Source organism: Paenibacillus sp. OK003 (assembly GCF_900109515.1).
GTDB classification, from domain to species: Bacteria; Bacillota; Bacilli; order Paenibacillales; family Paenibacillaceae; genus Paenibacillus; species Paenibacillus marchantiae.
The window spans coordinates 64,412-80,114 of sequence record NZ_FOBD01000015.1 but is presented as its reverse complement, the minus strand read 5'-3'; the positions used below and the strand labels follow the sequence as shown (position 1 = coordinate 80,114).

Below are 15,703 nucleotides of genomic sequence, written 5' to 3'. Positions count from 1 at the left end.
AATTTTAAACGACTTGGGAGAGTGACTAACATGACGATTTTAGGCGCAATTGAAGCTGGAGGAACCAAATTTGTATGTGGGATCGGTACGGAAGAAGGAGAAGTTCTTGAACGCGTAAGCTTTCCTACGACAACACCGGAAGAGACGATGGCTCAAGTAATCGCTTTTTTTGAAGGTAAAGGCATTGAAGCTTTGGGTGTAGGTTCATTTGGTCCGATTGATCCGATTGAAGGAAGCCCAACCTATGGTTACATCACAACAACACCGAAGCCGCATTGGGGTCAGTACAACCTGATTGGTAAGCTCAAGGAGCACTTTGATGTACCGATGACGTTTGACACGGATGTAAACGGTGCTGCTCTTGGGGAAGCAACCTGGGGGGCTGCACAAGGCCTGGATAGCTGTCTGTATATTACTGTCGGAACGGGTATTGGTGCAGGCGCAGTTGTAGGTGGCAAAATGGTGCATGGATTGTCGCATCCAGAGATGGGACACATCATTGTACGCAGACATCCCGAAGATACGTATGAAGGGTTCTGTCCGTATCATGGAGACTGTCTGGAAGGCCTTGCCGCAGGTCCTGCCATCAATAAACGTTGGGAGCAGCCGGCTTACGAACTGCCAGCCGATCATAAGGCCTGGGAGATTGAAGCACATTATCTGGCGCATGCCCTGATGAACTATGTGTTGATCCTCACTCCGCAGAAAATTGTAATGGGCGGCGGTGTGATGAAGCAGGAGCATCTGTTCCCAATGGTTCGCAGCAAGTTGCAGGAATTGCTTGCTGGATACGTTCAGCATCCTGCACTTCAGTCCGACATTGATCAGTATGTCGTTTCACCGGGACTTGGCGATAATGCAGGACTGTGTGGTTCGCTTGCGCTGGCGAAATTGGCTTTGAACAAGTAAATAGCTTTACAAAACAAGTGGTTGACTAATTTATCCATTGTGGTAATATATGAGCAACAGCATAGCACGGTTAATGAGGAAGCACCTCTCTTGCATGGATTTTGCAGGAGAGGTGTTTTTTTTGTTGCTTAATTTAGCACAAAACAGACTGTGTGTGAGCTGAACTATTGAAGGAGGGAAAAGAAATGGAAGTCATTTTCATGAACAGATTATCCAGAATGTCAGGTCAAAATGAAGAACATGCCCAGTTGTGGATCGGTGAAGAAGAAGGAGCGTGGCATCTGGGATGGAGCCGATATGAGGAAGGAGATCGTACGGATGCCATCTGGTATGCTGGCAGTTCGTGGGACGAGCTGTTACATGTGTATCGTCATCAGTTAGCCATACAGATGGGCGAAGGATATCGTCCATTGCTGCAAAATTTGTTTCACGAAAATGATGATCTGAAGTCGCGCAATTATGGCGGTCAGCGTCTTCATTGTTACAGTGAATTATATGGCAATGAGGGGCTGTATATGGATCTGTGTATATGGCGCAGGAAGAGAGCAGCTTCTGACCGGAAGGCCCCCTATTTTATTGCAACGAACCGGTTGTTGCGCATGATTAGTGCATTTGTTCCACAAACCATCGATGAATTGATGCAATTGCCTGGCGTAGGAGAGAGCAAGGCTTCCGAGTACGGAGAGGAATGGCTGGAGCTTACGAATGGACTGGAACGTTCCACATCTTTTCCGCTAGATTGGGTGTATACGGTTCTGAGGGAACAAGAATATGAGAGCTGGCTGTACAAACAGAGAGAGCAGAAATACAAGCAGGAGCTGGACAGATTCACCACACGGAAGCAGGTACTTGAAGGTATGAAGGAAGGATATACGTTGGAGGAGATCGTGAATCGTTCCGGATTGTCCCGGCGGGAGCTAATTGAGCTATTGGAGACACTGGATTTGGAGGGGTATGACACAGATTGTCTGCTCGATGCGGAGCTTGCTGTCATGCCTGAAGAGGAGCAAGAGGCGGTATGGAGTGCCTACGAGGAGCTGGGAGATACGTTTCTGAAGCCTGTGTTACATAAGGTGTATGGAGAAGAGAAGCCTGGTGGGAGCAATCTGGAGCAGGTCTACGAAAGACTGCGCATGATTCGCATCCGGTTTCGTCGTCACACGGAGACGGAGCGGAATGCAGGCTAGAAAATGGGGATAGATCAGCGGATGTATTCATTCTAAAATAGAATATCAAAAAGACGAGGCGTTTCTCCAGGTATGGAGCGCTTCGTCTTTGAAATTTCAAATCCAATCTTTTTTGCGGAAAATAAAGAACATGCTCAGGCCCAGTGTAACCATCAGGCCAATGACGACAAAATAACCATACTTCCAGTCCAGCTCAGGCATGTTCGTGAAGTTCATCCCATAGATGCCAGTGATCACGGTCAGCGGCATGAACACCGTGGTAATGGCGGTGAACACACGCATGATTTCATTCGCCCGGTTGGCGATACTGGATTGGTAAGCTTCTCGCAAGTTCCCCATCAAGTCGCGATAAGTCTCAAAGGTTTCGGATATTTTCACAGCATTCTCATAAATGTCACTGAAATACTTCTGCAGTTGATCATCAATAAGACGCAGATCTTTTTTATTAAGTGTGTTGATGACCTCTTTCTGAGGTCCCAGCACTTTCTTCAGCCACAGAATCTCACTGCGCAGCCCGATTATCTCATTCAGATGAGACTTCTTGGTATGCATCAGAATGTCTTCTTCCAGCTTCTCGATGCGTGCTTCAATTCGGTCACCTACGGTGAAATAATTATCAACAATCAAGTCAACCAGCAGATACAGCAGCTTATCCGGCGTACTGATTTCCTGTTCCCACAGGATTGGTTTCAATGTCCGCAATTCGCTGACTTTCTGTTTGGTCACACTGATAATAAAGTGTCTGCCAAGGAACAAGTTGACGGCACGTAAGAAAATCTCTTCATCATCAAAACGAATGCTGTTAATAACAATAAAATAATGGCTCTCATAAATTTCAATCTTCGGACGTTGTTCTTCGTCACTTAAACAGTCTTCCACGGCCAGATCATGCATCATGAACAGCGGTTGAAGTACCGCCAAATCGTCTACGTCCGCATCAATCCAGTAAAATCCCTCCGCTGGTGGAGTCAGCGCCTGCTGAATGTCGTCCACCGGAATAAATACACCGTTGTTTACCAACCGGATTTTCATTATTCATCTACTCCTTCTGCACCCGCCAAATGGGCGGATTTCATCAAATATGGGCGCAAAAAGAACAGATCAGCCGGTCGGCAGCGGAGCCTGGAAGTCAGGACTGCGTTCGCTCTATAATCAAACGGAAGTAACGTCCCGCTGCCGGCATGCTGATATCAATTCTCTATGCAGTTTGTCGGAATTCGGCTGCCAGTCAGGCCTCGGGTCGCCATCCATTGAATATGTCACCTCTCACATAAGGGTTTATAACACTTGTCTAGTATACCGCTGGTACAGGGTCCTTTCAAGCGCAAAAATGTGTCGATTTCGCGCCCTGGAGCAGTGTATGACAACGGTTGATGAACGGTTCCGATCCTGAGGAACATACATAGAACTACACCTTGACGTGAGGAGATTAATGTCTTAAAGTAAAAGGTGAACCACACTAGTTTTTACAATTGAATAAAGCGAAATCTTATCAAGAGTAGGTGGAGGGACTGGCCCGATGAAACCCGGCAACCGGCGGTATACCGCACGGTGCTAATTCTTGCAGCGACCAAGTGTCCAAGTGACACTGTTGTAACTGAGAGATGAGAGAGGCGCATATCTATTTACATATGACCTTTCTCGGAATCCGAGGAAGGTCTTTGTTATATGCACCGACTTCTCAGCAGTGATTTTCGCTAAGGAACTTGAGCCTGCCGCCAGCAATGTGGTTGCAATTCAGCGCCTGCAGGCAGCTCATGGCAGCCTATAACTGTACGGATGCGAATCGTATCGAATCCGCAGTGGCTGCATCTATTTATGCACAAGGAGGAGTTAGAAACACCATGCCAATCAAAATTCCAGACACATTGCCTGCCAAGGAAGTACTTGCAGGAGAGAACATCTTTGTCATGGACGAGACATCTGCTTACCAGCAGGACATTCGTCCACTACGTATCGCTATATTAAACCTGATGCCTACAAAGGAAACGACAGAAACTCAATTGCTTCGTCTGGTGGGTAACACACCCATTCAGGTAGATATCGTTCTGGTTCATCCGAAGTCTCATACGTCCAAGAACACTTCCCAGGAATATTTGGACTTGTTCTACAAAACCTTTGATGAGATCGAACACCGCCGCTTTGACGGCATGATCATTACAGGCGCTCCTGTAGAGCAAATGGACTTTGAAGACGTGAATTATTGGAAAGAAATCCAGGAGATCTTCGAATGGACCAAAACCAATGTGACTTCGACTATGCATATATGTTGGGCTTCCCAAGCGGGTTTATACCATCATTTCGGAGTTCCCAAAGTTCCGCTGGATGAAAAATGTTTTGGCGTATTCTCACATACGATCAACAGATCCAATGTGCAGTTGCTGCGCGGATTTGATGAAGTATTCAACGTCCCGCATTCCCGTCATACGGAAGTGCGCCGTGAAGATATTGAAAAAAATGAAAACCTTGAAATATTGGCTGAATCAGAGGAAGCAGGTATTTTCCTGGTTGCTACCAAAGACGGCAAACAGATTTTTGCAACCGGACATGCCGAGTATGATCCGCTTTCATTGAAATGGGAATATGATCGGGATGCGGCTAAAGGCATGAACATTGCGCTGCCTAGACATTATTTCCCGAATGACGATCCTTCCCGTGTTCCCCCGGCCACTTGGCGGGCACATGCAAACTTATTATTCTCTAATTGGCTCAATTACTATGTGTATCAAGAGACCCCTTACGATATTGGTCCGCAAATCTAATCGACATTACAGGAGGATGCAGCAATGGAAGACAACAAGTTGAAAATCGAAAGCCGATTGGCCCAAATCGGTTCAATCAATGAACCGGTAACGGGCGCCATTAATTTTCCGATCTATCAATCCACTGCGTTTCGCCACCCCAAGCTTGGACAAAGCACGGGATTTGATTATATTCGTACGACCAATCCAACCCGTAAAGTGTTGGAAGAAGCAGCGGCAGCGTTGGAATCCGGTGATGCAGGTTTTGCCTGTAGCTCCGGCATGGCAGCCTTGCAAACGATTTTCGCTTTATTCGGACAAGGGGACCATCTGATTGTATCGCTGGATCTGTACGGCGGAACGTATCGTTTGCTTGAACGCATCCTGTCTCGATTTGGTGTGACAGCAAGTTACGTCGATACTAATGACTTGGCTGCTCTGGAAAGTGTTCGTCAGCCGAATACAAAAGCGGTATTTATTGAGACACCAACCAATCCATTGATGATGATTACGGATGTGGAAGCGGTTTGCTCCTGGGCCAAGAGCCATAACTTGCTGACCATTGTGGATAATACACTACTGACTCCTTTCTTCCAGCGTCCAATTGAACTAGGTGCCGATATCATCATCCATAGTGCCACAAAGTATCTGGGTGGTCATAATGATGTACTTGCCGGATTGATTATTACCAAAGGGGAAGAGTTGTCGGCCGAAATGGCATTCCTGCACAATTCCATTGGAGCAGTGTTGTCTCCAAGCGACTCCTATCAGCTGATGAAAGGCATGAAGACACTTGCTCTTCGCATGGAGCGGCATGAGTATAATGCTTTGACGATTGCCAAGTACCTTTTGGAGCACCCAGCCGTAAATGAAGTGTATCATCCTGGTTTGTCGGATCATCCCGGATTTGAAATACAGAATAAACAATCCAGTGGAAATACAGGCATTTTCTCTTTCAAAGTAAAGGATGCTCGTTATGTTGAACCGTTGCTGCGTCACATCAAACTGATTGCTTTTGCGGAAAGCCTCGGGGGTGTAGAGTCGTTGATGACTTATCCTGCGGTACAGACCCATGCGGATATTCCGATTGAAATTCGTGACGCGGTAGGTGTAGATGACCGTCTGTTGCGATTCTCTGTTGGGATCGAGCACGCCGATGATCTGATTGCCGATCTGGGTAATGCACTTACAGCTGCACAGCAGGAGATAGAAGGGGGAACACATCATGAGTGAGCAAAACAATAATGCCAACAATCATGAACGCAATGTTCATTCTGACCTGAAGTTCGATACCAAGCTGCTGCATTTCGGTGACGAAATCGATAAAACCACCGGGGCTTCCAGTGTACCCATTTACCAGGCATCGACATTCCATCATTTTGATATTTTTAATCCACCTCAACATGACTATAGCCGTTCAGGTAATCCCACTCGTCAGGCATTGGAGGATTACATTACATTATTGGAAGGTGGAGCACGTGGATTTGCCTATTCCTCAGGCATGGCTGCCATCTCCAGTGTGTTCATGATGTTCTCGGCAGGCGATCACATGATTGTGACGGAAGATGTATATGGAGGTACGTATCGACTGCTTACTTCCATTCTGAGCCGGATGCAGATTGAGACTACCTTTGTGGATATGACCAATATTGAGGAAGTAAAGGCAGCACTTAAACCGAATACGAAGGCAGTCTATATGGAGACACCATCCAACCCGACACTTCGGATCACGGATATTGCTGCGGTCACTTCCTGGGCACAGGAACATGAGCTAATCTCCATTCTCGATAACACCTTCATGACACCTTATTACCAACGTCCGATTGAGCTCGGGGTGGATATTGTCGTACATAGTGCGACCAAGTTTCTTGGCGGACACAGTGATGTGCTGGCAGGTTTAGCCGTTGCTCGTACGGATTCATTGGGAAGACAGCTAAAACAATTGCAGAATGGACTTGGAACCGTGCTCGGGGCTCAAGAATCCTGGCTGCTGATGCGTGGTATGAAAACCTTGGGTGCGCGCATGGCACATAGTGAACAGAGCACAGCGAAGCTGGCTGCTTGGCTTAGTGGACGCAGTGATATTACGGCTGTATTTTATCCGGGGCTGCTGGATCATCCCGGCCGTGAAGCTCATGAACGTCAGTCAAGCGGATACGGCGCTGTCGTGTCGTTTGACGTAGGTTCGGGAGATCGGGCCAAGGCTGTACTCAACCGTGTGAAATTGCCAATTGTTGCCGTGAGTTTGGGTGCGGTTGAAAGTATCTTGTCTTATCCTGCGATGATGTCTCATGCGGCTATGCCGGCTGAGGTTCGCCGTGATCGAGGTATAACTGACGGATTACTGCGCTTCTCGGTAGGTCTGGAAGACATCGATGACCTGATTGCAGATCTGGATCAGGCACTTCAGGACTCGTAGAGTCGATAGTATTGAAACACGGGTGTTAGAGCCCGCTGCAAAAGAAATGAAATAGATCGCATATGTAAACATTTTTATTCATTTTTAAAGCACCTTCTCATAAGGTGCTTTTTTTCACATGTAACCTGTGTTACGATATGTGGAGTACAGAAATGCGATGTTGCCACCAAAACTTTCATCTATATGAGCAAGTTGGGACGGATCGTAATACTATTTTCTCTTCATGAGGGAGGCTTTTTTACGATGAGTACGGTAGACCGTATCTTAGATAAAGCCCTTCGGGGCGAACGTTTGGACTTGGAAGACACGATTCAGCTGTTTGAATCGAATGAAGTAGACAAAATCGGGGCCGCCGCCAATGTGATTGTAAAACGCATGCACCCCGAACCATACAGAACATTTGTTATTGGGCGTAACGTCAACTACACGAACGTGTGTGATGTGTACTGCCGTTTTTGTGCTTTCTACCGCAGACCTGGCTCTGACGAAGGATATGTACTTCCCGATGAAGTCATCTTCCAGAAGATCCAAGAAACCGAAGACGTGAATGGTACCGAGATTCTGATGCAAGGCGGAACGAATCCGAATCTGCCGTTTAGCTATTACACCGATTTGCTCAAAGCGATCAAGGAGCGTTTCCCTAATATTACGATGCACTCCTTCTCGCCAGCCGAAATTATGAAAATGGTCGAAGTATCCGACGGTCTTACTTTGGAAGAGGTTGTACGTGCAATTCACGAAGCGGGACTGGATTCCCTGCCTGGTGGTGGTGCCGAAATCCTGGATGACCGCACACGCCGCAAAATCAGCCGTTTGAAAGGCTCATGGCGCGATTGGATGGACGTTATGCAGACAGCTCACCGTATCGGTATGAACACAACGGCAACGATGGTTATCGGCCTTGGTGAAACGATGGAAGAGCGCGCACTGCATCTGCTTCGTGTACGTGAAGCTCAGGATGAGTGCATTGCGAACAAGTATGATTCCGAAGGATTCCTGGCGTTCATTCCTTGGACATTCCAACCGGACAATACGAACCTGAAGCTGGAGCGCCAGACGCCTGAAGAGTACCTGAAGACGGTAGCGATCAGTCGACTGGTATTGGACAACATCAAAAACATTCAATCCTCATGGGTAACGATGGGACCTGAAGTCGGCAAAAAATCACTTGAATTTGGCTGCAACGACTTTGGTAGCACCATGATTGAAGAGAACGTGGTATCGGCTGCTGGTGCAACGTACAAAGTCAACATTGGTTCCATTACGCAACTGATTCGGGAGTCCGGTTATATTCCGGCACAGCGTAACACAAAATATGACATCCTGCGGACGTTTGATGAGAATAATGCCATTCAACAAGATTTTGTAATGCAGAACTAATATTTATTTTATAGTACATCACGCTGATCAATTGAATGGATAAGATCATTCAGTCAGTTTGGTATGAAGTCCGTTGATTACTCTTTAAGGGGGAATCGGCGGACTTTTTAATTTGACTTCACACCAAGCGATTGTTCACAGATCATCAAACAGTACATATTACGCATTTGGCGATATTTTAGTTTGAAATTCAACTGTTACAATGAAAGGACATGTGAGTAAGCAGACATGCTGGGAAGGGGCAGGCATATGAAAACAAGAAGACTTGGTAAGACGGGACTGGAAGTACCTGTACTGAGCTTTGGAGCATCCTCTCTAGGTTCTGTATTTCGTGACATTGACCGGGACGAAGGGATTCGCACTGTACATGCGGCCGTAGATGCGGGGATGAATTACATAGACGTTTCGCCTTACTACGGGCTGACAAAAGCGGAGACGGTGTTGGGTGAAGCCATCCGCAGCTTGCCGCGCAGTTCATATATGTTATCAACCAAAGCCGGACGGTATGGGGAAAATGAGTTTGATTTTTCACGTCAGCGGATTCTGGATAGTGTGCAAGAGAGCCTGGATCGACTGCATACCGATTATATCGACATTCTGTTCCTGCATGATATTGAATTTGTGCCAGCAGAGATTATTATCGAAGAAGCTTTTCCAACGTTGCTGCGTCTGAAAGAGCAGGGAGTTATACGACATGCGGGCATTTGTGGTTTACCCTTGCCTTTGTTTGAGAAGGTTCTGCCACAGATCGATGCGGATGCGATCATCTCGTATTGTCATTATTCATTGAATAATACCTCATTATTATCGTTATTGCCCCTGTTGGAAAAAAAAGAAATTGGCCTCGTCAATGCTTCGCCTCTTTCTATGGGCTTGTTGAGTACCCGAGGTGCTCCTGCCTGGCATCCGGCAGATGATCGTGTGAAAGAACTCTGCCTGAAGGCTGCCCGCTTCTGTGCAGAACAAGGCAGTGACATTGCCAAGCTGGCCGTGCAATTCTCCACGTCGAATGAACGAATTCCGACAACACTGGTGAGCAGTGCCAGCCAGCGCAATATCCTCAATAATGCAGCCTGGATAGAGGAACCGATGGATCAGAGCCTGCTGGATGAAGTGCTGCGCATTCTGGCTCCATTGCATAACGAGACGTGGTCAAGCGGACGACCTGAATATAATATTAGGCCAAGCAACACGACAGCAGAAGCATCCAAGGGGGAACAACGATGAGAGCCATTGTATGTGAAGAAATAGATCAATTGAAGCTCCAGGACCTGCCTCAACCGGAACGAGCAGAAGGAGAGGCGTTGGTTGCCATTCGACGGATTGGGATCTGTGGAACGGATCTGCATGCGTACAAAGGCAACCAGCCATTCTTTACCTATCCTCGTGTTCTGGGTCATGAACTGGCGGCTGTTATTGAAGAAATCGGTCCGAACGACGAAGGATTACAGCTAGGCGATCAGGTAAGTATTATTCCGTATCTGCACTGCGGGCACTGTATTGCATGTCGCAGTGGAAAAACCAATTGTTGTGCGTCCATGCAAGTCATGGGTGTGCACGTAGACGGAGGCATGAGAGAAAAAATCAGCGTGCCTGTCTCACATCTGCTCTCAGCAGAAGGTTTGACGCTGGATGAGACGGCAATGGTAGAACCATTAAGCATTGGAGCCCATGCCGTCAGAAGAGCAGGAATCAAGCCTGGTGAGCATGTGGTTGTGATTGGAGCTGGCCCCATTGGATTGGGTGTGATGGCATTTGCCAAACAGGCGGGAGCACGTGTTATCGCTGTTGATCGTAATCTGGACAGACTGGAGCTTAGCCGGACTTGGGCTGGAGCGGATGACCTGGTACAGGCTAGTGAACATACTGTACAACAAGTGGCTGAAATCACGGGAGGCGACTATGCTACAGCTGTCTTCGATGCAACCGGTAACGTGAATTCCATGAATGATGCCATCCAATATGTGGCGCATAGTGGTCAACTCATTTTTGTTGGGCTGGTGAAAGCGGATATTACCTTTCATGATCCTGAGTTCCACAAGCGGGAGATGAGCATCCTGGGTAGTCGAAATGCAACCCGTGAAGATTTTGAACAGGTCCTGTCCACCTTGCGTCAAAAGAAATTAAGCATGGATGGTTATATCACACACCGAGTGGAATTTGATGAGTTGCCTTCTGCAATAGACCAATGGCTATTGCCAGACTCACATGTAGTCAAAGCCATCGTTGAGCTATAATAACAAGTAAGTCTGATAACAGAAAAAAACGCTCTCTGACCTTGGTGGACAATACTGTCCATCCATAGGGGAAGAGAGCGTTTTTTTATTTTTCCGGATTTGTCACAATGCCCGCATGTGGATCAATGTGACGCACAATGGATTTGAGCCAGATCATTTCGAGGAAATGAATCTCATAGTAGAGTGCTCCCGGAACGTGTTGGATCCAACCTTCAGCGACAGCTGGATGCCCTGGATCCGTTGAAGAATGCAATGTTCCAGGTTCACGGCGCAGCCGTTTACGGATGGCTTTTTCAACTTGAGCGCTTTGTGTGGTTAAAATACATATTTTGCGCTTAGCTGTGAATCCGCGGAATGCAATATACACCATTTCATATGCAATGAGATAAGCAATTACCGAGTACATCGCTTGATCCCAACCGAAGACAACACCAGCAGCGGTTAGAATCAACAAGTTGAGCAGCATGATTATTTTTTCGATAAGCATCCGTTTCCCGCTAAATACACGTTCAGGTGGACGGGAGGACGGATCACCGATTTCCAGCGTATCCAGTGTCCCACCATACCGCACGACTAGCCCAATTCCTAGACCGAGACATAATCCGCCAAACATGGCGGCAGCCAGCGGGTGCTCAACAAGCGGCGGCATGGGATGAAGCACAATGGCACCAATCGAAAAGACAACCAAACCCAGAACAGTGACCAGTACGAATTTCTTTTGCACGAGCCTATAGGACAGAAAAATAAACGGAACGTTGAACAAAAACAGGAACAAACCAATTCTCATCTCAGTCCAGTGAGCGAACAACGAAGAGATGCCCGTAATGCCTCCAATAATGATTTTATTGGGATGTAGAAACAATTCAAGTCCCACGGAGGCCAGAATTCCACCCGCGATTACAAACAATAAATTCAACAGGCGACGAGTAGATGACAATCTGGTCTTGGCGGTTTGTGGCACCGGATTAGCCGATATCAGAGGTGCTTTCATAGGTCATCCTCCTTAGTGCGGCTTTCGAGCCATTCTCCCTGGGTTAGTCACAGAAAGATCGGCGTAAGAGCCGCGAAGTACGTTAGTGTGTCTGTTCAGTACAGACATAAGGAATTATCCTTCTTTCTGCAGAACCTTTGGTTCTTCTTTCTTTTTCCGAGGATCCTTGAACTTGAATATTTTATCTAATAAACGGAATACATGTTTGGACTCTTTGGTTAATAAAGGACCCAGAATGGCCAGAATTAGGACATAGAGCGCGGCAAACGGTTGAATCATTGGCAACAGTCCTCCGGCTTTACCCATGTTGGCCAAGATGATGGAAAATTCACCCCGTGACACAATGGTTAATCCAATATTCGCCGATGCTTTGGGCGATAGTCCTGCACTGCGTCCGGCCATCATACCTGCCAGGAAGTTACCGAACAATGTAATAACAACTGCAATCAGAGCTAACCATACGGCTTCGCCACCCAAGGACAACGGATCAATGGACAATCCAAAGCTGAAGAAGAAGATTGCTCCGAAGAAGTCACGGAACGGTAGAATCAAGTGCTCAATCCGTTTCGCGTGTTCTGTTTCAGCAAGCACCAGACCAACCAGTAATGCACCAATCGCTTCGGCAACATGAATGGTTTCAGAGAAGCCGGCTACCAGGAACAAGGCTCCGAATACAACGAGAGAGAATAGCTCATTCGATCGAATTTTAAGCAATTTGTTTAGTAGCGGTGTTGCTTTGCGTCCAAGGATAATCACGATAAGCATGAATCCGAGAGCAATAAGTGCGGACATGATGACGCCTCCGATGGAGGATGAATCACTAAGCACAAGTCCGGACAAGATCGAGATATATACAGCGAGGAATACATCTTCGAACATAATAATACCCAATATCATCTCTGTTTCAGGATTGGCCGTTCGTTTCAAATCCACGAGTACCTTGGCCACGATGGCACTGGAAGAGATGGTAGTTATACCTGCGATAATAAGTGCTTCTGCAACTGGGAAACCGGACATAAAACCGAATATTAATCCCAGCGTGAAGTTAATCCCAATATAGATAGACCCGCCGACTGCAATGGATTTACCCGATTTGATCAAACGACCAACCGAGAATTCCAGCCCTAGATAGAAGAGCAGGAAGAGAATACCAATGCGGCCCATAAACTCAATAAACGGCTGACTTTCAATGAAACGGAAGTCCAGATGCCAGATTTTCATAGCATGTGGCCCAACAGCCATCCCGATCAGAATATAAAACGGAACGACCGAAAATCTCAGTTTTGCGGACAAGAGTCCGGCTGCTGCAATGAGCACAAGTGCCAGACCCACTTCGAATATCAGATGATCCATCGACTCACCCCCTTCCGGTCAGGAGGAGGGATTTGAATAGCTTTTGCTGATTGCGTTCGCCAACGGCTACTACCGTGGACTCTGCACTAATCACGACCTCCGGACCGGGGCTGATATGTTTTTTGTGATTCTTCTCTACAACGGCAATAACCGTTGCCCCTGAGTTTTGACGTACGTCCAGTTCACCAATAGATTTACCGATACATCCGTAGGATGGCTCGATTTTGTACCATTCAATAATCAGATCGTCAAACGTTACTTCAATATTTTCAAGCTGCTTTGGTTTGTAGGTCAATCCACCAACGATGGCAGCAATCTGTCTTGCTTCATAGTCATCCAGCGTAATCATGGAGATGCTTTGGTCTGGATCATCGTACTCAAAATGGTACATTTCCCGGCGACCGTCATCGTGAATAATGACAATAATTTTATCTCCACTGCTCGTTTCAATCTGAAATTTCTTGCCGATTCCCGGCAAATCTGTTTCGCGTACATCCATGGATAGTATGCCTCCTTAAATTGAGGGCTGGCCACAGAAGACAGGCTTATTTCCCGAAAATAGAATGAACTGCTGCACTTAGGAACATTAAATGATGCGGGTAAACAGAGCCAGGGACTCCTGACACACAGCCTTGTGTTGTGAATTTTTAATGAAAATGGGGATAACAAAATAGATGCTAACAAATAGGTGTTGCCAATGAGGCTGATCGATATCTAACATTTGCTAAAAGGGTTATAAGTTATGCACAAGCACACCGTCTTTCAGACAGAGGTGTCTCCATGCAAAGCAACCTAAAATACGGTGTAACGGCTAGTTAAGAGCGTTCACGTATTTTGGTGCTATAGGGGTGGGAGATACATACATACTGGTAAATTTGATGGGTAGCAGAAATAATCTGCGTTTAAACAGACAAATCAACGGTTTAAAGGGTAGACGCGGTGTAGGAATTCGCAGCATTAGCAACAAAGCGAGCACAAGAAAGACAGGTTTGTTATGCGTGACCGCAATCAACTTCGACATGACTTGTGGGTATTTGCGAATGGCAGGTTTCTGCTGAGACTCCAATGTGTGGACAAGCACTTCCTTGTTGGAAGTCGTCTCAACGGTTACCTCGACAGCGGATTCCGACTGCATCGGAATAGGGAAGGACAACGCTTGGAATACGCACAAAATGATAATAAAAGCGTAACGGAGTATTCTTGGTTGTTGTCTCATTTTGGCTTCCCCCTTTTCCGTGAAACATACTGTTATAAAAATAATAACACATTTTTGTCTTAACTCCAAACCAATTGATAATATACTGAGAAATCATGACACGCTTTCCATCAATCCGCTTCGTATATCCCTATCAGCCTTGCCATATACTTTGAACAGGAAGGAAAGGAGTGATTCTTATGGAACTGTTCGCCGTATGGACCGATGTATCAGGGCAGGAGGAAGCGGATCAATTTTATCGTTGTGTGAAGGAAAAAACCAAAGGTTTACATATAAGCAAAAGAGGATTTCGGCTCACCTTCAAACATAATGACGGCAGAGCGGCCTGGGTATGCAGAGGCAATGAGAATCACGCTGACTTCCAGCAGTGGCTGCCCCAGATCAGCGATTTGCTTGCTGCGGGACTTGCAGATTACATCATGGATACGCGTGAACGTATTATGGTGGAAGAGATGATCTCCAAGGCCTGCTCTGTCATGGATGAACATGAGGTGGAGAAGGTAAATCGGATATGCATGCCTTTATTATTCAATGGTGACTTGGATCAGCCAGGACTGCGCGAGCGTCGCCGTACCACTTTGGCCAATGGATTGAAGCAGGATTTGGAGGAGGTTCATTTTTTTCATCTTGAAGGCATTCTTAATTTTCGGATTCGTCCATATAAGCAGGAACTTCATGAGCTGGTAGAATATGCGCTGGATGAATTCTGGATGGATCGTCAATATGAAGAGTTTATGGGGCTGCTCAAATATTTTGTGTTCTTTCAGGAGGCGAAAGTACCTCTTGTGCATTTGATTCACAAAGGATTGCATGAATTTCAGGTTTTGGATGCTGCGCTTAATGTGCTGCCCGTGCAAAAGGATGAACAGGTCGTCGTGGAGATGCCAGGACTTGAATTGGAAATGGATATCGAAGACATGATTGTGAGTACGCTAATCTCCATCTCGCCTGAAAAGGTCATGCTGCATACGCGCACTCCAGATCTGCCTATCATCTCTACGATCCGTCAGATCTTTGAGGACAAGGTGCAATTATGCCATCATTGCCCCGAGTGTGAAGTACTGCGCTCCGGATTGTTGACAGGTCTTGACGCAAGTGATATCGGCAATTATAATAACTGTTGATCCATGATATTTATTTGAGTTGTTATGGAACAATAAGCAAAAGCGTTGACAAAGACAAGAACCATACGCTCGGTCGGTGCAGAGAGAGGGAACCAGGCTGAAATTTCCTCCGGATGCCACGTTTGGTTTACCCCTTTGGAGCTGCA

Annotated in this window: 14 protein-coding genes and 1 riboswitch; of the genes, 9 read left to right on the top strand and 5 right to left on the bottom strand. The window is 46.6% G+C overall.

The window, feature by feature from the left end; genetic code table 11:
* Positions 1-30 precede the first annotated feature (30 nt).
* Together BMW94_RS21995 and BMW94_RS21990 are read left to right on the top strand one after the other, a co-directional pair.
* Positions 31-909: an ROK family protein gene (locus BMW94_RS21995; RefSeq protein WP_091001045.1), complete on the top strand. Its 879-nt coding sequence runs from the start codon at positions 31-33 to the stop codon at positions 907-909.
* Between the two features lie 185 nt (positions 910-1,094).
* The gene (locus BMW94_RS21990) at positions 1,095-2,096 is read left to right on the top strand and encodes an HRDC domain-containing protein (protein WP_091001044.1); all 1,002 of its coding nucleotides are present in this window, start codon (positions 1,095-1,097) and stop codon (positions 2,094-2,096) included.
* Positions 2,097-2,192: 96 nt separating this feature from the next.
* On the opposite strand, the gene corA is transcribed toward BMW94_RS21990, so the two are convergent.
* Entirely contained in the window at positions 2,193-3,128 is a 936-nt protein-coding gene (gene corA, locus BMW94_RS21985) for a magnesium/cobalt transporter CorA (protein ID WP_091001043.1), read from the bottom strand.
* A gap of 454 nt (positions 3,129-3,582) precedes the next feature.
* Positions 3,583-3,707: riboswitch (SAM riboswitch) on the top strand.
* A gap of 233 nt (positions 3,708-3,940) precedes the next feature.
* On the opposite strand from corA, the gene metA reads away from it, so the two are divergent.
* The 6 genes from metA (at position 3,941) to BMW94_RS21955 (ending at position 10,873) form a co-directional block, all read left to right on the top strand.
* Positions 3,941-4,858 (top strand): homoserine O-acetyltransferase MetA, encoded by a 918-nt coding sequence (metA, locus tag BMW94_RS21980; RefSeq protein WP_091001042.1) that lies wholly within the window; start codon positions 3,941-3,943, stop codon positions 4,856-4,858.
* Positions 4,859-4,882: 24 nt separating this feature from the next.
* Complete coding sequence (locus BMW94_RS21975) at positions 4,883-6,070, top strand: aminotransferase class I/II-fold pyridoxal phosphate-dependent enzyme (protein WP_091001041.1); 1,188 nt, start codon at positions 4,883-4,885, stop codon at positions 6,068-6,070.
* On the top strand, positions 6,063-7,256 hold the full coding sequence (locus BMW94_RS21970) for a trans-sulfuration enzyme family protein (protein ID WP_091001040.1): 1,194 nt from the start codon (positions 6,063-6,065) through the stop codon (positions 7,254-7,256). Before BMW94_RS21975 ends, BMW94_RS21970 begins: the two co-directional genes overlap by 8 nt.
* Before the next feature lie 243 nt (positions 7,257-7,499).
* Positions 7,500-8,636 (top strand): cyclic dehypoxanthinyl futalosine synthase, encoded by a 1,137-nt coding sequence (mqnC, locus tag BMW94_RS21965; protein ID WP_091001039.1) that lies wholly within the window; start codon positions 7,500-7,502, stop codon positions 8,634-8,636.
* Positions 8,637-8,885: 249 nt separating this feature from the next.
* On the top strand, positions 8,886-9,863 hold the full coding sequence (locus BMW94_RS21960; RefSeq protein WP_091001038.1) for an aldo/keto reductase: 978 nt from the start codon (positions 8,886-8,888) through the stop codon (positions 9,861-9,863).
* On the top strand, positions 9,860-10,873 hold the full coding sequence (locus tag BMW94_RS21955) for a zinc-binding alcohol dehydrogenase family protein (protein WP_091001037.1): 1,014 nt from the start codon (positions 9,860-9,862) through the stop codon (positions 10,871-10,873). The genes BMW94_RS21960 and BMW94_RS21955 overlap by 4 nt, the downstream gene beginning before the upstream one ends.
* Before the next feature lie 85 nt (positions 10,874-10,958).
* Here the strand turns inward: BMW94_RS21955 and BMW94_RS21950 are convergent, their stop codons facing one another.
* The 4 genes from BMW94_RS21950 to BMW94_RS21935 form a co-directional block, all read right to left on the bottom strand.
* Entirely contained in the window at positions 10,959-11,864 is a 906-nt protein-coding gene (locus BMW94_RS21950) for a YitT family protein (RefSeq protein ID WP_091001036.1), read from the bottom strand.
* Between the two features lie 114 nt (positions 11,865-11,978).
* Positions 11,979-13,217, bottom strand: a complete 1,239-nt coding sequence (locus tag BMW94_RS21945) for a cation:proton antiporter (protein ID WP_063564230.1) — start codon at positions 13,215-13,217, stop codon at positions 11,979-11,981.
* 4 nt (positions 13,218-13,221) lie between these two features.
* Positions 13,222-13,716 carry a cation:proton antiporter regulatory subunit gene (locus tag BMW94_RS21940; RefSeq protein WP_053780467.1) on the bottom strand — a complete coding sequence of 165 codons (495 nt, stop codon included), beginning with the start codon at positions 13,714-13,716 and terminating at the stop codon, positions 13,222-13,224.
* A gap of 312 nt (positions 13,717-14,028) precedes the next feature.
* Positions 14,029-14,433, bottom strand: a complete 405-nt coding sequence (locus BMW94_RS21935) for a hypothetical protein (RefSeq protein WP_063564231.1) — start codon at positions 14,431-14,433, stop codon at positions 14,029-14,031.
* A gap of 179 nt (positions 14,434-14,612) precedes the next feature.
* Here BMW94_RS21935 and BMW94_RS21930 point away from each other — a divergent pair, with 179 nt between their 5' ends.
* The gene (locus BMW94_RS21930; protein ID WP_091001035.1) at positions 14,613-15,557 is read left to right on the top strand and encodes a putative sporulation protein YtxC; all 945 of its coding nucleotides are present in this window, start codon (positions 14,613-14,615) and stop codon (positions 15,555-15,557) included.
* Positions 15,558-15,703: the final 146 nt, after the last annotated feature.